Below are 20,161 nucleotides of genomic sequence, written 5' to 3' on the forward strand. Positions count from 1 at the left end.
GTGCTACTCCTTTCTGCCAACCAACATGGTATAGCGCAGCTTCTTTCCTTTATATTCTTTCTGCAGAATCTTATACTCTTCGCAGCAGAACGAATCATTCCAGATTGCTTCCAGATAATATTCCCGCCAAAGTAACGTCTGATCCTCCTGCCGGAGAATGGTAAATCCTGTCTGTTCTGCCATTTCTGAAAGCTTTCCAGTATCCAGATCTGACAATAATAGAAAACCTCCCTTTTTCAAAACACGCCAACATTCAGATAGTGCATTTTTCTGATCTCTGCTAACAAAAAATGCACACTGGCTGATGCAAAGATCTATACTGTCTGATGAATACTGCAAATGCAGAAAATCGCCAATTTCCACATCACTGCCCCGTGGGAAAAGATCCACGCCATGTGCTTCCAGCCCAAATGATTTCAGGATTCGAACCGTGTCTCCTTCTCCTGCTCCAAGATCCAGTGCTTTCATTTCTTTTTTCCATTCTATGTTCTCCAGAAGATGAAGCGTCTGCGCTTCCCCTCCCGGATGCCTGTTCATCTATTTATCCTCCAGTGCACGCTCCACCGCGAGCACTTTTCCAAGTGCGAGTTCTTCCGGAACATACACAAACCCACACTTTGGACAGACAGGCATTTCCACAGGAAACCCATTTTCCAGATACATAAATTTTGCTTTTCCTTTTACAAGAGGAACCTTACATTTCATGCAGGTCAGCTTTCCTTCCGGATCAATCGTATAATATGTTCTTTCTACTGCCATTACTGTCCCACCCTTTTCATAATATTCATTCGATGACTGTATGCTCTGTGTACCAGATATCCGTCTTCTGTTTCCACAAACCGCACCCAGAATGTGACATTTCCCAGTCTGCTTCTTGTCACCAGTTCTTTTGTTTCTTCATCCAGGATTGCTTCCTGATTTTCTCTGTAATCTGATAACACACGTTCCACATCACTTTTCAGTATCATGCGCTCATCCATCATATGGATTGCCTCCTCTGTATAGGCAACAGTATAGTCTTTTTTCTCCATGATCGGTTCCTCATTCCAGATGTTTTTTAAAAGTGTTTGTTTCAATATGAGCCTGTTGTATCGTTTCTCACTGATATCAGGCATGTTGCTGACATTTGCCCCATACAGAAGTTCAAGTATATGTCGGGATTCTCTTCCCTCTCTGGCAAATCGGTCTCTGCATGCCATGCAGTATGTAATATATGGTGCATCGGAACGTTCCAGACACTTTTCTGTCATTTTCGCTGCCATATCTTTATTGGCATATGCCGTCAGACCTCCATATCCACAACATGGAGACAAATCTCTGGAATATTCTGTATCTTCAACGATACATCCCATATCCGACAAAAGTTGTCGTATCATATCTTGTGTCTGTGCATCCCCTCTGGCACCACAGGCATCATGTATGGCAACCGGTATCTCCAGTCCTTTTGCCTGCTGTGGAAGTCCGATTTCTCTCAAAATTTCCCAGATTCCTATAACATGTGCTCCAATACTTTCTTTTAGCTGCTTCATGCAGCTTGGACAGCCTGCAATGATGATCGGATCACCAAGCTTGGCCAGTTCCTGTTTCAGCTGCTCATTTACTTTTTCTGTCATTTCATAGCGGCCCGCCCATTCGCTGATTGCACCACAGCATCCCAGCATCAGAGCAACACCTCTATCTACCCGATTACTTAAATCTTCGTATGCCTGCATAACCACATCCGGCGCTATCGCCCCTGCCTGACAGCCCGGGAAAAATACATATCTGCAAGTTTCATATCCCGGCTGGGGTCTGCTTAAAAAAGCCTCTGAATTTGAAAATAACATGTCCATCAGTGCAAATTCATGTGGCGCCAGCGGCATCTTATCTGTGGATACCATATTTTCTCTTGCTGACTTACACACCTGACTCATATCAAATCCATTCGGACAGATCACCATACACTGTCCACAGAGGGCACAGGCATTCATCGGTTTGTTCATCGGATGATCTCCCATGATAATCTGCGTATTATTATAGATCTCACGGGCTAATAAACCCGGATGTTTTTGATATTCACTTAAATACACACAGCCTTTCATGCATTCGTCACAATGACACTGAATACATCGTTTTGCTTCTTCTACAGCTTCTTCTTTTGAATACCCATCCTGACCACAGAAAATCTTATTCGATCCATGGATTCCTTCCATGTTCGTATAAAGCTTGGTAGTCACTGCTCCTTCACTGCCTCTGTTGCTGTGCGGCGATAAATTCTGTACCAGAAGATCCACTGTCAAAGCTGCCCGCTTTGCGGCAAAAGCCGCATCCATCACAGATTCCGCAGGTCCGCTGACAATCTTTGCCTGTTCTCTTAACATAATCTCGACATCTGCTGCTTCTTCCGGAGCTAACATTTTTGCCACTTCTTCTGATGCGCATACCACATCTGCCAGTTCCATTTTTTCTCTGATAAACGAAAGATTCAAACTGCATCCAAATTCAAAAGAAAGATCCATAGATTTCAGACGTTTCGCTTCATTGCTGCGGTCTGATTCCAAAAGATGTCCGGCTGCCGCTGCAATATAGCTTTCATAATCTTCTTCCTTACAATAAATTGTCGTAGGATACATTTTCTTTTCCAGTTCCCCTGCAAGAAACAGTGGAAATAATCCAGAACCAAAGATTGCTGCCCTTTTCTTCTTTCTCATGCGAAATACACTGCTTCGTCTTCCCGGTTCTCCATACCGGACAATCGCACGTTCTACTTCTCGTATGGAGACACCATCACCAAGTTCACAAAGCTTGCAATTATCTTCGCAAGGTGCCGTACATCCATCACAGAGAATCATTGGAAATGGTGTAATTTTCTCATAAATTGCCAACGCTTTCTTAAAATTTCCTTTTGCAGCATAATACAGCATCTCTTTTGTATCCATTTTGAAAGGACAGGCTGCAACACAGTAGGCCGGCTGTTCATGGACGCAGAGACTGATCATATGATCCATCTCTTCTTTTGACATTCGATTTACATGATAAACGTGAGTAGAACCCCTCTCCTGTATGTATGTCATAACCTGATACTCCTTTCGTCTGTAAAGGGGAGGCAGTTTCCCGTCTCCCCTGATTATATCACAGTTGGCAGCTTTTACTCCAACCACATTATGAATTAAGCTTATTTCTCAAGTTCTTTTAATGCTGCAAGAACCCTTTCCGGACGGGCAGGGATACGTGTAATACGTGCACCTGTCGCATTAAAGATTGCATTCAGGATTGCAGGATGTGGAGCATCCAGTGGAGCCTCACCACAACCAGCCGCACCGTAAGGACCACTTGGACGATATGTTTCATTGAAGTGAAGTTCAATATCATCCGGAGCATCCTTTGGATATGGAATACCACAATTCTTCAAAGTGGTGTCATGGTTCAAATCTTCAAAATCTTCCGAAAGAGCAAGACCGATACCCTGTACAAGACCACCATAGAAATTACCTTCTACAAGAAGTCTGTTCATGATCGTACCTACGTCAGCTACGCAAGTAAATTTCTCAACGGTAACTTTACCTGTTTCTGTATTAACAGCAACTTCCGGCAGGAAGATAGTATACATATAAGTTGCAAATGGATCGCCCTGTGCGGTATCCTGATCGATCGGATGATCTGCACAGAATGTAGTTACCCAGTTACCTTCATATTTTGTTGCAAGCCCTTCTGCTACCATCTCATCATAAGTACGGAATGTTCCGTCTTCTTTCTTCATTGCTGCTACAAGATTTTCTGCAGCCAGACGACATGCATTACCTGACATAACCTGTGAGCGTGATCCTCCTGCAGGTCCTGCATTCGGACATGTCTTCGTATCATTCATAACCAGTTTAATCTGTTCCGGTCTGATTCCTGCCTGACGCAGTGTTTCATGAGATGATACAAGAACACCCATATCAGCCCCCTGTCCATGATCTTCCCATGCAGCATACATCGTAACGGTTCCATCCGGATTTAATTCTGCAAATGCATTTGATGTATCAACACCATCAAGACCACAACCGTATACTCCAAGAGATACACCGATACCATATTTCATCTTTCCGTCAGAAGCTGCATTCTTTTCGGCAACACGTTTTTTCGCCGCTTCATACAATGGACGTGCTTTCTTAAACAAATCTTCCTCACAATATACCTCCGGTGGATAACCTGTCGGGATGGTAGTGCCCTCTGATTCTTTATAGCAGTTCATTTCACGGATATCAAACGGATCGATTCCCATCTTAGCTGCCAGCACGTCAATTGCAATCTCAGATCCCATATAAGACTGTGGTGAACCATAAGCACGGAATGCGGAGCCCCATGCATGGTTTGTAAATACGGTTGTTGATTTATTACGAATAGAATTAATTCCATAACCTGCGCCTGTAAACTGAGAAAGTCTCATGGTAAGCAGATCGCCAAATTCTGAATATGGACCGTGATCTACATAGTTGTTACCCCAAAGTGCTAAGAGTTTACCATTTTCATCTGCTGCAAGCTTAATATTCATAAATGCAGGAGATCTCTTTCCTGTATAAGTAATGTTCTGGAACTGATTAAATACCAGCGATACCGGACGTTCCAGAATCTTAACAGCTGCACCAATCAGAGCCTCATTTGTCGGTGAGAACTTGTAACCAAATGTTCCGCCTGCATGGTTCTGAACAAGTCTTAAGTTTTCCATTGGTACACCGATACCATCTGCGATCATAGGCATATGAAGATGTATACCGATAGATTTGGAATGCACTGTTATCATACCGTCTTCATCAATATATCCATAACCACAGTCCGGCTCAAGGTGAAGATGAGGCTGGCGTGAACAGTAGGACTCGATCTCAACCTGCTGTGAATCCGGAATGCTGTCCCAGTCAAAGTCCGGTCCCTTGATACAGTTTGTCTCAAAAAATGCGTTTGGAGTACCAGGATGGATCTCTGCTGCATCCGGTGCGATTGCATCCATTGCGTTCATATATGCAGGAAGTTCTTCGATCTCCACCTTAACTGCATCTGCTGCTGCACGTGCATGCTCTTCTGTGTCGGCAGCTACGATCGCAATCGCATCACCAAACTGAAAGATCTTTTCGTCGCAGAGTACAGGACGCTCAAATCCGTCTGTCTTATTGTGTTTCGGAAGCATTACAAGACCATTGATCTTGTTGGTTCCGCCTGCTGCCTTAATGTCCTTCGCTGTAATAACACGAACAACTCCCGGCATACTCTCTGCTTCTGTTGTATCGATACTGAGAATATTTGCGTGAGAAACCTTGGCCTGTGTAAGTGCAAGACGAAGAGTTCCCTCCGGCATCTTTAATGCATCATCTGCACCGAAATCCCAGGTACCTGTTACCTTCTGTGCTGCTGATGGACGGATATAGTTTGTACCGACGATAGAATCACCTGTCTGCTTGAATACGAGGTCTTCTTTAGTCATCTCGCCACGCATAACTGCTGCTGCCGCCATGGTCGCATCGATAAGCGGCTTGTAACCTGTACAACGACAGAGATTACGCTGCTTGTTAAACCAGTCCCTCACTTCTTCACGGGTAGGGCTCGGATTATTATCGAGAAGAACCTTTGCTGAAATAATAAAACCTGGTGAACAGAAACCACACTGTGCACATCCATATGCCATCCATGCAACCTGTATCGGATGCATATCAGAAATTGTTCCCACACCCTCGATTGTTGTGATCTCTGCATTGTCCGGAACACGGCTCATCTTGTAAATACAGGATCTTGTAACTTTTCCGTTCATAATAACATTACATGCTCCGCAATGACCTTCTCCACAACCGATCTTACATCCTGTAAGAAGAAGATGCTCACGAAGTACCTGAGCCAGTGTCTCATCCTTATCAAGAATAAGGATTCGCTCCACACCATTGATCTTCAATGTCTTTTTAATCATGTTTCATTCCTCCTTTAAAAAATACACGTTCCGATGTTACAAATCTTCTGACTTATGTGTTCCGCATGGATCATGATCGACTCCCTTACCCGTCAGATCTTTAAGTCTTTCCATTCCTCTGACAGAATAGAAAACAATGGAAGAGCTGCTTCCGTCCAGATTCTCACCGCTGAGTTTTAAAACATTCGCATTCTCATAATAATCAATCGGAAGTGTCCGACTGTATTGCTCTCCTGTGCGCTCATCTTTTACCTGTATCGTAACTTCTTTTGCGGTAATTTCAAAAATCTTATCCATGGAAACGTTCTCCTGTTTACATTATTTTGTATAATTTCATGTTATCATAATTTTGTACAGTTTTACAAATTGTAAATAATTATTAGTTGGCTATTTTCGCTCTTTTTTATATTGTTTTTATTACTTTATTTAAAAATTTTACTATTTATCCTCACTTTTTATGCTATAATAATGTCAAATTTGTACAATGTTGTTTTTAGGAGGTATCTATGATGCAGACAGGTGCTCTCATCGTAGCTGCAGGGAAATCGTCACGAATGGGAGACTTCAAGCCCATGCTTCAGCTTGGATCCATTTCCATCGCGCAGCGTGTGATTAATAACTTCCGGCAGGCCGGAATCTCTAAAATAGTGGTGGTAACCGGATACAATGCGGATGCTCTGGAACGCCACCTTGCTTCCAATCATGTTATTTTTCTTCGAAATGAGGACTATGAAACTACTCATATGTTTGATTCTGTCAGGATTGGACTGGAATATTTAAAAGACAAAGTGGATACGGTACTCTTTACACCTGTAGATGTTCCACTATTCACAGCACATACCGTTACACAAATGCTTTCTCTTGGACAGCCTCTTGTCACTCCGGTCTGTAACGGAACTCCAGGTCATCCGATCCTGATTCGTTCCTCATTAATTGAGTCCATTTTAAGCAATGATGGAAACACTGGTCTGAAGGGTGCTGTAGAACATTGTGGAACTCCCATGTATTGTTTAAATGTAGAAGATCCTGGAATCATTCATGATGCGGATACACCAGAGGATTATGCAGAACTTCTTCGTGCACACAATCAAAGTCTGATCCGTTCAGAGATTCAGATTCAGCTGGCACGGGAAAAGGTCTTCTTTGATGAACAGCTTTATTCGCTGCTTACACTGATTCATGAAACAGGATCTGTTCGTGATGCCTGCGAACGCATGCACATTTCCTACTCCACCAGCTGGAATCTGATCCATACATTAGAATCTCAGCTTCATGAACCGCTGATTATTCGAAGTCAGGGCGGTGTAAAGGGCAGTCACAGTGAGCTGACACCATACGGAGAAGAATTTTTGAAGCGATATGCCCGTTTTTCAGAGGAAACACGTACCTGTTCCGAAGCAATATTTGAAAAGTGTTTCAGAGGATTTTTCAATGCGTAATCTTTATCTTATTCGACACGGAAAACCACAATATCCAGATGAACATTCTTACTGTATCGGTCAGACTGATTTTTCTTTATCTATGCTTGGACATCTGCAGTCAGTCCTTCTTCACGGAGAACTGGATGATAAAATAACTGCTGTTTACTGCAGTCCTTTGTCAAGAGCTATGGAAACGGCTGCACATATCACACCTGATCTTCCACATATCACTATCTCAGATTTAGCAGAACGAAATCTGGGAGAATGGGATGGTCTTTCATTTGATGAGATACGCAAAAGATGGCCGGACATATATGAAGCACGTGGAATGAATCCTGATTACCCGATTCCAGGAGCAGAAACTCCTTTCGCATCTGGCATGCGTTTTTCGCAGGCAATTTATGAGATTCTTCGTTCTTCTGAGGGTGATATTGCGATTGTTTCTCATACAGATGTAATTTCTTCTTATCTGTATTTGCTTGATTCAAAACAGCATGCCAGACAGTATTTTCGTCTTCCATGTGGTTCCTATTATCATCTGAACACAGACGATAACGATCATGTTGTCTTATCCGATTTGACTTACCTGCTGCCTCATCCTGACTTGCATGACGAACTATGCCGGATGCTTCGCGATTCGGTGTCTCTTCCTCATCATGTACAGGCGCACAGTGATGCAGTGACTGAATTGGCTTGCCATTTCTGCGATCTGCTGGAATCTCATGGTTACTTTTTTAATAAAAAACTGATTCGCTCCGGAGCACTCCTTCACGATATTGCCAGACTTCAAAAACATCACACCAAAACAGGTGGTGATCTTTTCTTACAATTAGGCTATACTGAAATCAGTCAGATTATTTCACAACATCATGGTTTACAGAAGACACTTCTGAATGAAGCGGCTATCGTCTTTTTATCAGATAAACTGATTCAGGAAACCGAACGTGTAACCATCGAAAAACGATTTGCGGAAAGTCTGTGTAAATGTAACAGTCCCGAAGCTTTGAAATCTCATGAACGACAGCTTAAACAGGCTCTTGATCTGCAAAATATGATACAGACCATCTGTCACATGACGATATGACTTATAGAAAATTACAGGAGGTGTTTTATATATGAGAACTTTATTTCAGATCATACAACAAGAATTTCAAAAAGGAAACGACCTTGTGCTTGCATCCATCGTTGCTTCCTCAGGATCAACGCCAAGAGGTGCCGGTTCCCGTATGTTGGTTGGAAAAAAAGGCCGAATTGCCGGAACCATAGGCGGAGGTTCTGTCGAATATCGTGCAGAGCTTATGGCACTTGATATTCTTGAAAAGAAAGAATCCTGTGAACATGAATTCCGGTTGAATCGCAAAGATGTTGAAAATATCGGTATGATTTGTGGTGGTGATGTTACCGCATTTTTCCAGTATCTGGATCATAATGACCCTATTATTATGGAACTTGCCGTAACTGCTGAGACATTATATAAAGAACGAAAAGATTTCTGGCTGATCTGTGATCTTCATGCTACATCCGGTATGAGTCTTTACAGTGCATCCTATGGATTGACTGGAAATGCTGATGTTCCTTCTTCCATCTTATCTTCCTTATCTGCAAGACCATGCCGTCATCGCAATGAAACCTGTGACCTGTTTACAGAACAAATCGGTACATCCGGAACTGTCTATGTATTTGGAGGCGGGCATGTTTCACAAAAGCTGGTACCAATACTTGCAAGTGTTGACTTTCACTGCATCGTTCTGGATGACCGTCCGGAATTTACAGATCCTGCTCTTTTCCCGGATGCAGCAGAGACAATCCTTTGCGATTTTGATCATCTGGATCAGAGCATTTCTATCACAGATGCTGATTATTGCTGTGTCATGACACGAGGTCATGCCTATGATACGATTGTGCAGGCACAACTTCTTGCCACACCTGCATGCTATATCGGCGTCATTGGAAGTCTTGCCAAAAGAGCTGGTGTATTTCATCGTCTCGTAGAAGAGTATGGAATCGATGAGCGAGAATTAGACCGTATTATCACGCCTGTGGGACTTAATATTAAAGCAGAAACACCTGCTGAAATCGCAATATCTATCACAGGACAAATGATTCAGGTTCGAGCTGAAAGAAAGGCTGCTATGAAATGATGACAAAACATGTCTACAAAACTATTATATTCGGTGCCGGACAAATTGGGCAGATGACTGCCCGACTTCTTGGAAATTCCTATCAGATCATGTGCTTTGCCGATAATGATCCGCGCAAACATGGACAATTTATTGGTAATATCCCAATCTGTTCTCCATCAAAGGCCGCTGCTCTTCTTCCTGATCTGATTATTCTTGGTGTATTGGATGAAGAGCGGCGTGGTTCTATGATGCAGCAGATGGAGCACTTGGGCTATCACGGTTCATTTTGTGATCCTTCTGCACTTCGCATGTTCGATGCACGGGTTGCGGTTATGCGCCTTTTAGCCGAACAGATGCATCAACAAAATATCCCTGGAGATGTGGCAGAACTTGGTGTTTTCCAGGGTGATTTTTCTTGCCTGATCAGTACAGCCTTTCCAGATCGAAAAATACATCTTTTTGATACTTTTGAAGGCTTTTCAGAAAAAGATATTGCCGTAGAAACCTCCAGGCATCTGTCTCGCGCTAAAACAGGTGACTTTTCTTCTACAGATGTAGACTCTGTTCTTCGCATCATGCCTGATCCATCACATGTGATCATCCATAAAGGATGGTTTCCGGATACTTTTTCCGATATTACCGATGAAACTTTCTGTTTCGTATCATTAGATGCAGATCTCTATGCTCCAACTGCTGCTGCATTACCTCTGTTTTATGAACGTCTGTCTATCGGCGGAGTTCTCCTGATCCATGACGTATACAGTACCCAGTTTTCCGGATGTAACAAAGCTGTAGACGAATTCTGCCTGAAACACCACCTGTTTGCAGATCCTGTATGCGATCTGCATGGAAGTGCTATTATCCGAAAAATCATTTAAAACCTAATCGGAAGCCTTTCATAATCCTATACGCCTTCTGTATTATGCTATTTTACGAGATACCCTCCATCCACCGGAATGATTGCTCCGTTGAGATAGTCGGATGCATCTGATGCCAGAAAATCTGTGATCTCTTTATAAAGTCTGGCATCATATACCGCTATCAGCGATTCTTCTTTTCCATTATGACACAGCATAGTCACCGGTTGGTCGGCTTTTTCCATTGCGAACTTCAACAGATTTTGAAGTTCTTCCACAGGTACCAGCGGCGTATCTACCCCCAGCACCAGGCATTTTTCTGTCTTTGCCCTTCGAAAACAGCTCTCCAGACCGCCAAGTGGACCCTGACCGGAAATTCGATCCGGCACAATCTCTTCCCCTCACTGTGTTCCACGATATCCAGAAATTAAGATCTGTTTTGCTCCCAACTGACATCCTTTTCCGATCTGTATCTCCAAAAATGTCTGTCCATCTAAAAGCAGATCTGACTTCTCCCTTCCCATATGGCTGCTGGCACCACCTGCCAGGACTACCAGCGTAAAATCTGATGGCAATTGCTGTTCTGCCAACTGACCGTTTTCTAATTCAGATATATCAGTCTGCATTTTCCGATTATTTTCTGGCACAGTTCGTTGCCTCCCCGGTCAGGATCTGTAATCCATGTTCCAGCGCTGGAATAATATATTCCAGACTTTCTCTGACTGCTTTCGGGCTTCCCGGCAGATTCACGATCAGTGTTCCTTTTCGAATACCTGCTGCTGCACGACTGAGCATAGCTCTTGGTGTAATCGTCATACTATATGCTCTCATTGCTTCCGGAATCCCCGGCACTTCACGTTCTATAATATCCTTTGTTGCCTCCGGCATACAGTCTCTCGGCGAAAATCCGGTTCCACCCGTAGTTACAATCAGCTCTGCTATTCCCTCATCTGCTATACGAGCCATCTCATCTGCCAGCATCTTTCTGTCATCCGGCAAAAGAATGGTATGCACCACTTCGTAATCGTTCGCTTCCAAAATTTCCTGGATTACCGAGCCACTTTTATCTTCTCTCTCTCCTGCATATCCAGAATCACTGGATGTGATAATCGCAGCTTTCATAATTCCTTATCCTCCTATCTGGGACATTAATTTACATTCATCTGTCTCAATCTCTTCCGATGTAAAATGATGACTGACCGGTTTTTCCCATATTACTTTCTGTATTGCCTCTGTCAGTTCATCAGCTGTGCATCCTGAACGCATCAATTTCTTCAAATCCGTTCCAGTCTGATATTGCAGACAGGCTTTTAAAAATCCTTCTGCTGTCATACGCACACGATTACACTGGTCGCAAAACTTATGCGTCATCGCACTGATAAATCCTATTTTACCCTGAAATTCTTCTATTTTATAATAATGACACGGTCCATTCCCATATCGTTCTTTTATTGGAGTCATTCTTCCATATGCTTTCTCTAATATTTCGCATATTTCACTTTCTCCCCGAAACTGAAAATCCTTTCCATATCCAATCGGCATCATTTCAATGAAACGAACATGAATCGGATATTGCTTTGCAAGTCTCGCTATCGATACCAGATTTTCCTGCTCTTCCACTACCGGCACACAATTAATCTTCAATCCAATCTGCGGATACTGTAATGCCGCCTGGATTCCATACAGCACCCGATCCAGACTTTCTCTCCTGGTTACCTTTGCAAACTCTGCTGCATTTAAAGTATCCAGACTGATATTTATATCATCAAGCCCCGCTTCTGCTAGATCTGCTATCTGTTCTTCGAGCAATACACCATTGGTCGTTAATGTCACTTTTTCGATGCCAGGAAGTTCTTTTAACATTCGAACCAGTGTGGCACAATTCTTTCTAATTAACGGTTCTCCTCCGGTCAGTTTGATCTTACGTATACCTAAACCAGTCATACATCTGCTGATTCTGGTAATCTCATCATAAGTCAGAATTTCTTCATGCGAGATCTGCACAACTCCATTTTCCGGCATACAATAGACGCACCTGAGATTACATCGATCTGTAATGGATATCCGCAGATAGTCAATCTCTCTTCCAAATCTATCCTTCATACTATTCTTTCGGGTTTCGATATAACCCGCTTTTTCCTCCGCTTTTTTCTACCAGATGAATGTCCGTCAGCTCCATGGACTTGTCAATTGCCTTACACATGTCATAAATTGTCAAAAGTGCCACATTCACACCAGTAAGCGCCTCCATCTGCCTCACCTGCTGCCTTCTCTATCACAATTTCATCGCCTTCTGTCAATACGCCACCATGAAGTACTCTGGTAAAGATACCTTCTCTTGGCATAATACAGTCACCCATAATTTTATAAATCTCACATCCACTATGACATTTTTTCCCGATCTGTGTCACTTCTAATAATACCTCTCCGCTGCGAAGTCTGGTGCCAACCGGCAATGCCTTCAGATCGTATCCACTTACAATCAGGTTTTCTCCAAATGCTCCGTCTTCGATCGGTGCTCCCTTTGCCTTGAATTCTTCTATTTTTTCATAAGAAAGAAGACTCACCTGGCGATGCCACTTGCCGGCATGGGCGTCCTTCTCGATTCCAAATTCTTCCATCAGTCTGGCACTATGTACATTCTTTTTCTGTGTACCTTTCTTCTCACTGATATTTACCGCCATAATCTTTCCCATTTTATTTCCTCCTTCATCCCTCAATTCACTCTTTCGAAATAAAGAGATGTCCATTATACTAGATCTAGTATAACACATAGTAAACATGATAAAAGAATTGTTTTTTCAATTGGAGAAATTATGTATATTAACGAACATATGATGGATGTCTATATAAATGATCATCTGACTATGAAACTTGTTTGCCTGCCCCAGCATCTGACTGAACTGGTTCTTGGAAGATTACTGACAGAACAAATCATCACGTCTTCCGAAGATGTAGATCATATCTATATCTGTGAATATGGAAAACGTGCAAAAGTCTATTTAAAAAATTCGGCACGCAGCACACAATCCTCATCGGATGCCTTTGTAGAAGTAACTCCTACCTGCTGTACCGGCAATCATATTTTAAATGATTACTTTGTTACATCCAAAGAGCCGCAGTCACTTACACCGATTTTCTGGAAACCAGAATGGATCTTTCATATGGCGGATGCCTTTGCGGATGGTTCTCCTCTCCATGGCATTACCTTTGCCACACATAGCTGCATTCTCGCTCAAAAAGATCACATTCTGTTTTCCTGCGAAGATATCGGACGGCACAATGCTTTGGATAAAGTGATCGGCTACGCTCTGCGGCACAATATTGACCTGCATCAATGTATGGTATATTCCAGCGGCAGAATACCTACTGATATGACTTTAAAGGTCATCCATGCAGGGATTCCAATTCTCTCCAGCAAGGCTTCTCCTACTTCTGAAGCAATTGATCTTGCAAAAAAATATCACCTGACCCTGATCTGTGCAGCCAGAAGGGATCGAATGAAAGTATTTACGAAATAATGTTTGACAACCACATATTAAACCACCGGAACTGGATATTGAAAGCTTTTTCGCATTTTTCACGAAAGAATCACCGTATCATAGATTACCTCAACCTTGATACGGTGATTCTTTCATTTATTTTAATAACATCACATCTTTTTCATCTATCCCAATCCATATCTTATTTCCAGAAATATGCTTTTGGTACTGCTGCCATTGTTCTTTCGTCACATCTACGCGAATCCTGGCTTCTTCTTTCGTAGATACGATCAAGATATACGAAAACACGTCCTCAATCACTCTTTCCACTTTACATGGAAATACGTTTTTCGTTGTGCCATCTGCTTCCGGTAGTACCGGATGTATAAAGTGACTTCGCACTCCTACACTGCTGGCGTCTTCTTTTCCTGTGGTATCACACTGCAATGTAATTCCCCAGTCCAGAGCCATGACTTCGCCTGCTGCTGTCATAGCCTGCGGGCGATCCTCTATGGCTGCCACTTCCACCAGTTCTGCACCAAATTCTTTCATGCGAGCCGCCAGAAGTCCCTGATTACAATCATAAATCTTCCCCGGAATCAATCTTTTTCCGGGTGCCATTACTTCATCTCCGGTAGTCAGAACAGCTGCTCTTACCCGACGATAAACCTTCACTTTTATGACTCCCATACTGGCCAGTATACCTGCTTCAATAAATCCGATTTTGTCACCCTTTTTCAAAAGAACCGTTCCATTTTTAAAATTCTCTCCCTGATAACAGTAATTCTGCCACTGTCCGGTCGGACGGAAGATTCTGACAGTCTCTTCTCCATAATCTGTATCCTCCTGACGGACACAGCAGTCACAGCCTTTCGGAATAGCTGCGCCTGTCATAATCCGAACCGCCTGCCCCTTTTCCACTGTGACTCTGGAATACTGCCCCGCATCAATCTCTTCCAATACCGTCAACTGTACCGGATGACTTTCTGATGCATCCATTATATCCTCCGCTTTGCAGGCATAACCATCCACAGGTGATCTGTCAAACGGCGGGTTATCAAATCCTGCAATCATATCCTTTGCCAACACTCTTCCACATGCCTGCAAAAGTGGTACAGTTTCCGTTTCCTCTATTACTTTTGTATGTTCCAGCAGTGCTTCCAGTGCCTACTCTACCGTAAGCTTTTCCATGCTTATTCCTCCTGTCCTGCTCTTATACGCCCTTTCCAAAGCTGCAGTTCGGATAATGACATTCTTTGCAACCAAGACAGAATCCGCCATTTCCCATATGTGCCAGATCTTTTTTTGTCACTTCTATACCTGCGATAATACGTGGCAGAACAAGATCAAATACGGTGGCTTTTGCATACATCACACATCCCGGCAGTCCCATTACCGGTGTGCCATCTTCCAGATAGGATAACAGGAACATCGCTCCCGGAAGTACCGGAGCACCATAAGATACGATTCTCGCTCCTGTATTTTTGATCGCGCCCGGTGTCTTATCATCTGGATCCACGCTCATACCACCGGTACAGACAATCAGATCTGCCCCTTCTTCTTTTAATTTCATAATAGCGGCAGTGATTTTTTCCATATCATCATTGCACAGAATATGTCCGTGAATTTCAGCACCGTAAGATTTCATTTTTTCGATGATTACCGGTGTGAAAGTATCCTTAATTCTTCCATAAAATACTTCATTTCCGGTGGTTACAATTCCTACCTTCCGTTTCTTATAAGGTGCCAGCGATACCAGCGGTTTTTCTCCTGCTGTTTTCTTCACCAAATCCATTTTTTCTTTTGCAATCACCAGCGGAATCACACGGGTTCCTAAAAGACGGTCACCTTTTTTTACCGGGAAATTTGTATGACGGGTGGCAATCATAATCTCATCGATCTCATTAATAGCATCCAGCCTCGGCACATCCACCTGAAATACTCCGTCACAATCTGCAATCAACTCAATTTTTCCTTCTTTTACATCCGTTGGATGCATATTCTCATTGATGCACACATCACACAGAATCTGCGCTGCTTCATTTTCATGCAAAGTATTTTCATCCTTCTCCCACACATAAAGATGGTCTTTTCCCAGAGATAGCAAAACCGGAATATCTTCTTCCTGTACAATATGTCCTTTACGAAAGGCTGTATCTTTTACCACATCCTTCACAATTCTGGTAATATCATGGCACAGTACATGTCCTACCGCGTCCGTTGTTTTAATACACTTCATGACGTTCCCCTTTTACTTTCTGTCTAGAAAAGTTATAAATTTATATGGAGTAATTGTAACATATTGCCAAGAAAAACACAACTTTCATAAACACGGGAGTTTGACACATTGAAATCCAAAAAAATACCGCAAAGCCTTGAACACGGGATGTAATTATTCTTCTACAGCGAATAAATATGGTTGCTCCTACGGACAAGTTTATGCATGGGTTAGAAAATATAAAGATAAAGGAATCGAAGGATTATATGATCGACGAGGTAAGAACAAAGCGATTTCTCAATTATCAGATATTGAGAAGTTGAAAGCTGAAAACCGACTACTAAAAGCTCAAACACAGCAGCAACAAATGGAGATTGATTTCTTAAAAAACTCGACGAAATAGCCTGCAAATAAAAAGTCAAGGCTAAATTGAAAGAACATTGAAAATTTTATACAGGTTGAAAATTGGGTATCAAAATAAGACCACCACACCAGTGCTGGTCTGAAAATATTAGTGGATAATTAAGATTCTGGAAGAGATGCAAGATATTCTTTCACTCGACCATAGTAGATTCTTATAAACTTGTTGGCACCCGCAGTCATATAGACATAATAGGGTTTACCTTGAGAACGTTTCTTATCCAAGAACTGATATACCGGATCATCTTGTGGCATCATCTTGATAAGAACATCCATTACTTGAAATAGGGTCTTTCGTAGATCTGCAGAGCCACGTTTTGAGGTAGGAACACTTTTTTGTTCATAGGTTCCAGATTCATTAACACCAGGATCTACACCGGCAAATGCAGTAATAGCACCTTTGTGAGTGAAACGGGAAACATCTCCGATCTCAGCCATCAACTGAGGACCAAGTGAAGTTCCAACACCTTTCATAGCCATAACGACAGGATATTCCGGGAGTTTGGATGCAGTTTCATTCATGAGAGTGCGTAGTGACTCAACAGTTGTAGAGACACTAATAAGCTGGTCTATAGCTTGCTTGATAATAAGCTTTGTAATGGCATCCTTTGGAAGTACAGGAACAAGTTCCTTCGCTTTTCCATAGATTTCTTCAGCTTTTGACTGACTGAAGTTGTACTTCTTGCGTTTGCACCAGTTTTGATAATGGTCGATAAAGGCATTTAGGGATATTTTACGGACACAGTCCACATGCCAGTATGTAGATGCAAAATCAACCCATTTCTGGCTGCCATCACTGCGTGCAGGACTGTCAAAGTAAGTATTAACACCAGGATAGGTTTGGTCAAGGATGCTGATAAGATTATTCTTCATGGCTGTTTTATGCTTCATGTAGAAGCCAAACTGACGGTTCATGGTTTTAAGCTGATTGCGTAATTCATCCATAACACTATACTGTTTAAGATTTTGCCATTTGTCAAGTGCATAGCGTGCAATCTTAACGGCATCCGCTTTATCAGATTTGACTTTACGAAGGGAATCATTATCAAAATCCTTGATAAGTTTGGGGTTAATGGTACTGACGAAAAGGTTAGCCTCTGAAAGCTGATGGGCAAGGACTTCGTAGTAACGTCCGGTATGTTCCATCACGATTCGTGACTCACCTTCAACAGAGTTGATGAGTTCTACAAGTGAATGGATGTCACTGGTTGTGTGTTTGATTTCAAAGGGGGTGGAAACGATTTCACCGAAAGGTCGCATGATAGCAACCATACTTTTACCCTTAGAAACATCGATACCTACTGCGTTCATAAATTTGTCACTCCTTAAGATTATTGCAATGGATAAGTACCAGTTTTACTCATTGCCTATTCAATCTACTGTGGTGTGACACGAATGCGCCTGTGACGATTCAACCTGCATAAAACGAACGCTGCGAATGAGGAACTGGTTATCAGTCTATTTTACGGACGCGAAGTCCAAGAAAGGAAGCCGATATACCGATTGCTCCATCATTATACAGCTTAAGCAACAAGATGGATAATTCCTTACTGGTTGTAAGGGATGTTAACCATAAATATATTGTAGTAGAGAGGAGGTGAACCTGACCAAGACACGCAATACAACAAAATACCTTGCAATCAAAGAATTATAGATTATTTCTGGCTTTCCATACTGGCAGTCATAATTGTTATCTCCATAATCATCGCATATTATGCCTCTGCCCATGAGCAGGCATCTTCCCAACCAGTATCTGCTAAACGCCATTCTGACATTGATGTAACTTTTGACGCTCTGCGTTCATCCCTGGAAGACACATCAAAATGCTATCTATGTGGAAATGCGGAAGAAAGCCTAATGAGCTACTACAAAAATTTTGACACCATTGGATTGATATCGCTGAATGACTGGTATGTGATTGATTTTCCACTGAAAAATTACGATGAAAACGGAAATGAGATAGAAAGTGCTGCTTCAACTTCATTCCTCTCTGGGAATACAGGTGAAATAGCTTATTCTTCAGATGGAACTCCAAGCCGTGGTATGGCAAGCATAGATGTGACGTTGCCGATAAATTATGAAGTTGATACCAACATGTTGGAAAAGCATTTATGTCAGAACTGCCTAAATAAAGTAGCTGCTTCATTAGAATACAGAAAATCAAACAGTGAACGCAAAGAGGCTATCTCTCTGTGCATTGTCGATTTCAAAACTCTGGATATCTACTCACTACAAGATTACTGGAGATCATATTTTGTCCGAGATTATTATGTAGAAATGGATTTTGATGATAATATGGTAAAAACAGAAGTATTTTACTTGCCAGAACGTCAATAACAAATATGGGAAAGAGATGGTACTACATGGGAATAATTAAATATTTTAGAAAAAAGTACTGGGAAGCAGCCATTTTCAGGGGTGGGCGGCGCATACCATTTAGCTGCGATGGCTTGACAGCTGTTCCTGATAGAGCCTATGCACTGTTTACAGAAAAAGAATTGGAAAAAATTTACAACGATAGAAATGAATTTTATAAGAAGCTAATGCAGATGATTGATTCATATTAACTAAAGGTCAATCAAAATTTTATTTGTTAAATAAATTAAAAAGTAAATATGTTCAAACATAAGGTCCCGGAATCTTAATTATTTCTGGGGTTTTCTATTATTGGAATAAAGCTATTTATAGCAATTTAAACCGAATTATGATAACATAAGGCAAAGATAAATCGGAATTTACAGGAGAAATATATATGGTTGGAAGAATTTATCATGTAGGACTAACGGTTTCTGATTTGGAACGCTCAATTGCATTCTACAGAGATGTCCTTGGGCTTGAGTTTCAAGGAGAGATTTTTATGGAAGGCGAAGAAACAGATAAAATGTTTCGTAGAGTAAATTGCAAAGCAAGGGTCGCTTATTTGAATGGCTCCAAGGCTGTTGAAGCACCGCCAGTTGAGCTGATTCAGTTTGTAAACAACGAAGTAAAGAAAGTTCCCTCTGATTTGTTTACAACATCTATCTCGGAAGTATGTTTCTACACAGATGATATTGATTCTGCTTACAAACATCTCGTAGATAATAATGTGGAGTGCTTGTCTGAACCGCAGTATTTCGATTTTAGAGCAGATGGATTTGGGGAAAGTAGAGCTTTTTATTTTAGAGACCCGGATGGAATCATTCTTGAGATGATGCAGCCGCTTTAATGAAAAATGGTAAGTACAGGAAAGCGGCAACTTTCAGTTTGTCTGGTTGTCCTTTGAGAGGGGAGAAATCCTCTTCTCAAAGGGCTTTTTCTATTTATACGGATATTCGCAAACTACAAGACAATCCGAAGAATTATCCGTGATTGCAATGATGAGCAGTTTTTGCACAGTGATGAACCTGATGTGTTACTTCCTCATTTTAGCTGCCACTCGCTTAGACATACATTTACAACAAGAATGTGTGAAGCTGGAGTAAATATAAAGGTCATTCAAGACGCACTCGGACATTCAGATATTTCAACTGCACTGAACATCTATGCTGATGTTACAAAAGAAATGAAAGCGGAAGAGTTCAAAGGATTGGATAGCTACTTCAAAGTATAATATTGGACTTCACATACAGAAAGAGAACATACAGAGTGTTGTGTGTTCTTTTTTTGAGACTGTGAGAAAAAGTCTGTAAATAAGATTCTTCTATGATATGCAAGGGTGGCAAGCCTGAAAATCAGGCTTCTCAC

Annotated in this window: 21 protein-coding genes and 3 pseudogenes; 10 read left to right on the forward strand and 14 right to left on the reverse strand. The window is 41.9% G+C overall.

Features of this window, described 5'->3' with window-relative positions:
* Positions 1 to 3: 3 nt before the first annotated feature.
* The 5 genes from GPK81_RS01900 to GPK81_RS01920 all read right to left on the reverse strand — a co-directional run bounded on the left by GPK81_RS01900 (position 4) and on the right by GPK81_RS01920 (position 6,214).
* The gene (locus GPK81_RS01900) at positions 4 to 537 is read right to left on the reverse strand and encodes a class I SAM-dependent methyltransferase (RefSeq protein ID WP_215706426.1); all 534 of its coding nucleotides are present in this window, start codon (positions 535 to 537) and stop codon (positions 4 to 6) included.
* Positions 538 to 759 carry a DVU_1557 family redox protein gene (locus GPK81_RS01905; protein WP_005427475.1) on the reverse strand — a complete coding sequence of 74 codons (222 nt, stop codon included), beginning with the start codon at positions 757 to 759 and terminating at the stop codon, positions 538 to 540. It abuts the gene before it with no gap.
* Positions 759 to 3,053, reverse strand: a complete 2,295-nt coding sequence (locus GPK81_RS01910; RefSeq protein WP_215706427.1) for a pyridine nucleotide-disulfide oxidoreductase/dicluster-binding protein — start codon at positions 3,051 to 3,053, stop codon at positions 759 to 761. Before GPK81_RS01910 ends, GPK81_RS01905 begins: the two co-directional genes overlap by 1 nt.
* A 101-nt stretch (positions 3,054 to 3,154) precedes the next feature.
* Positions 3,155 to 5,917: a molybdopterin-dependent aldehyde oxidoreductase gene (locus GPK81_RS01915; RefSeq protein WP_015526496.1), complete on the reverse strand. Its 2,763-nt coding sequence runs from the start codon at positions 5,915 to 5,917 to the stop codon at positions 3,155 to 3,157.
* Positions 5,918 to 5,953: 36 nt separating this feature from the next.
* Positions 5,954 to 6,214: a hypothetical protein gene (locus tag GPK81_RS01920; RefSeq protein WP_092071079.1), complete on the reverse strand. Its 261-nt coding sequence runs from the start codon at positions 6,212 to 6,214 to the stop codon at positions 5,954 to 5,956.
* A gap of 209 nt (positions 6,215 to 6,423) precedes the next feature.
* On the opposite strand from GPK81_RS01920, the gene GPK81_RS01925 reads away from it, so the two are divergent.
* From GPK81_RS01925 to GPK81_RS01940, 4 genes are read left to right on the forward strand one after another with little or no spacing between them, the layout of a single operon-like run.
* Positions 6,424 to 7,356 (forward strand): NTP transferase domain-containing protein, encoded by a 933-nt coding sequence (locus tag GPK81_RS01925; RefSeq protein ID WP_227573955.1) that lies wholly within the window; start codon positions 6,424 to 6,426, stop codon positions 7,354 to 7,356.
* Positions 7,349 to 8,422 carry a histidine phosphatase family protein gene (locus GPK81_RS01930; protein ID WP_215706428.1) on the forward strand — a complete coding sequence of 358 codons (1,074 nt, stop codon included), beginning with the start codon at positions 7,349 to 7,351 and terminating at the stop codon, positions 8,420 to 8,422. The genes GPK81_RS01925 and GPK81_RS01930 overlap by 8 nt, the downstream gene beginning before the upstream one ends.
* Positions 8,423 to 8,453: 31 nt before the next feature.
* Positions 8,454 to 9,479, forward strand: coding sequence for an XdhC family protein (locus GPK81_RS01935; RefSeq protein WP_173775593.1), 1,026 nt, complete (start codon positions 8,454 to 8,456; stop codon positions 9,477 to 9,479).
* Positions 9,476 to 10,339, forward strand: coding sequence for a TylF/MycF/NovP-related O-methyltransferase (locus GPK81_RS01940; protein ID WP_110103571.1), 864 nt, complete (start codon positions 9,476 to 9,478; stop codon positions 10,337 to 10,339). Before GPK81_RS01935 ends, GPK81_RS01940 begins: the two co-directional genes overlap by 4 nt.
* 47 nt (positions 10,340 to 10,386) lie before the next feature.
* Here the strand turns inward: GPK81_RS01940 and GPK81_RS18420 are convergent.
* The 6 genes and pseudogenes from GPK81_RS18420 to GPK81_RS01970 form a co-directional block, all read right to left on the reverse strand.
* Positions 10,387 to 10,461: pseudogene (locus GPK81_RS18420) on the reverse strand (SDR family oxidoreductase); the annotation flags it as partial.
* Between the two features lie 3 nt (positions 10,462 to 10,464).
* Positions 10,465 to 10,944 (reverse strand): annotated as a pseudogene (gene mobA, locus GPK81_RS17835) (molybdenum cofactor guanylyltransferase); the annotation flags it as partial.
* 7 nt (positions 10,945 to 10,951) lie between these two features.
* Positions 10,952 to 11,440, reverse strand: a complete 489-nt coding sequence (locus GPK81_RS01955; RefSeq protein ID WP_021976150.1) for a MogA/MoaB family molybdenum cofactor biosynthesis protein — start codon at positions 11,438 to 11,440, stop codon at positions 10,952 to 10,954.
* A 6-nt stretch (positions 11,441 to 11,446) separates the two neighbouring features.
* Positions 11,447 to 12,421 (reverse strand): GTP 3',8-cyclase MoaA, encoded by a 975-nt coding sequence (moaA, locus tag GPK81_RS01960; RefSeq protein WP_119248128.1) that lies wholly within the window; start codon positions 12,419 to 12,421, stop codon positions 11,447 to 11,449.
* A gap of 1 nt (position 12,422) precedes the next feature.
* Positions 12,423 to 12,572: pseudogene (locus GPK81_RS01965) on the reverse strand (cyclic pyranopterin monophosphate synthase MoaC); the annotation flags it as partial.
* Positions 12,523 to 13,014 carry an MOSC domain-containing protein gene (locus tag GPK81_RS01970; protein WP_129976025.1) on the reverse strand — a complete coding sequence of 164 codons (492 nt, stop codon included), beginning with the start codon at positions 13,012 to 13,014 and terminating at the stop codon, positions 12,523 to 12,525. The gene GPK81_RS01970 and the pseudogene GPK81_RS01965, both read right to left, overlap by 50 nt.
* Positions 13,015 to 13,134: 120 nt before the next feature.
* Here GPK81_RS01970 and fdhD point away from each other — a divergent pair, with 120 nt between their 5' ends.
* Complete coding sequence (fdhD, locus tag GPK81_RS01975; protein ID WP_021976152.1) at positions 13,135 to 13,839, forward strand: formate dehydrogenase accessory sulfurtransferase FdhD; 705 nt, start codon at positions 13,135 to 13,137, stop codon at positions 13,837 to 13,839.
* A gap of 117 nt (positions 13,840 to 13,956) precedes the next feature.
* Here fdhD and GPK81_RS01980 read toward each other — a convergent pair whose 3' ends face one another.
* Together GPK81_RS01980 and GPK81_RS01985 are read right to left on the reverse strand one after the other, a co-directional pair.
* Positions 13,957 to 14,964, reverse strand: coding sequence for a molybdopterin molybdotransferase MoeA (locus GPK81_RS01980; RefSeq protein ID WP_174088758.1), 1,008 nt, complete (start codon positions 14,962 to 14,964; stop codon positions 13,957 to 13,959).
* Positions 14,965 to 15,013: 49 nt separating this feature from the next.
* Positions 15,014 to 16,039 (reverse strand): molybdopterin-binding protein, encoded by a 1,026-nt coding sequence (locus GPK81_RS01985; RefSeq protein WP_021650138.1) that lies wholly within the window; start codon positions 16,037 to 16,039, stop codon positions 15,014 to 15,016.
* Positions 16,040 to 16,175: 136 nt separating this feature from the next.
* On the opposite strand from GPK81_RS01985, the gene GPK81_RS18425 reads away from it, so the two are divergent.
* The gene (locus GPK81_RS18425) at positions 16,176 to 16,421 is read left to right on the forward strand and encodes a helix-turn-helix domain-containing protein (protein WP_092071104.1); all 246 of its coding nucleotides are present in this window, start codon (positions 16,176 to 16,178) and stop codon (positions 16,419 to 16,421) included.
* 119 nt (positions 16,422 to 16,540) lie between these two features.
* On the opposite strand, the gene GPK81_RS01995 is transcribed toward GPK81_RS18425, so the two are convergent.
* Entirely contained in the window at positions 16,541 to 17,749 is a 1,209-nt protein-coding gene (locus GPK81_RS01995; RefSeq protein ID WP_119248375.1) for an IS110 family transposase, read from the reverse strand.
* A gap of 546 nt (positions 17,750 to 18,295) precedes the next feature.
* Here GPK81_RS01995 and GPK81_RS02000 point away from each other — a divergent pair.
* The 4 genes from GPK81_RS02000 to GPK81_RS02015 all read left to right on the forward strand — a co-directional run bounded on the left by GPK81_RS02000 (position 18,296) and on the right by GPK81_RS02015 (position 20,027).
* Positions 18,296 to 18,775, forward strand: coding sequence for a hypothetical protein (locus GPK81_RS02000; RefSeq protein ID WP_242997149.1), 480 nt, complete (start codon positions 18,296 to 18,298; stop codon positions 18,773 to 18,775).
* Between the two features lie 26 nt (positions 18,776 to 18,801).
* The gene (locus tag GPK81_RS02005) at positions 18,802 to 19,005 is read left to right on the forward strand and encodes a hypothetical protein (RefSeq protein ID WP_118512131.1); all 204 of its coding nucleotides are present in this window, start codon (positions 18,802 to 18,804) and stop codon (positions 19,003 to 19,005) included.
* 185 nt (positions 19,006 to 19,190) lie between these two features.
* Positions 19,191 to 19,643, forward strand: a complete 453-nt coding sequence (locus tag GPK81_RS02010; protein ID WP_015517515.1) for a VOC family protein — start codon at positions 19,191 to 19,193, stop codon at positions 19,641 to 19,643.
* Between the two features lie 123 nt (positions 19,644 to 19,766).
* Entirely contained in the window at positions 19,767 to 20,027 is a 261-nt protein-coding gene (locus tag GPK81_RS02015) for a tyrosine-type recombinase/integrase (protein WP_330384716.1), read from the forward strand.
* Positions 20,028 to 20,161: the final 134 nt, after the last annotated feature.

Origin of the sequence: Blautia sp. MCC283 (assembly GCF_018785565.1) — a bacterium.
Lineage (GTDB): Bacteria > Bacillota > Clostridia > Lachnospirales > Lachnospiraceae > Blautia_A.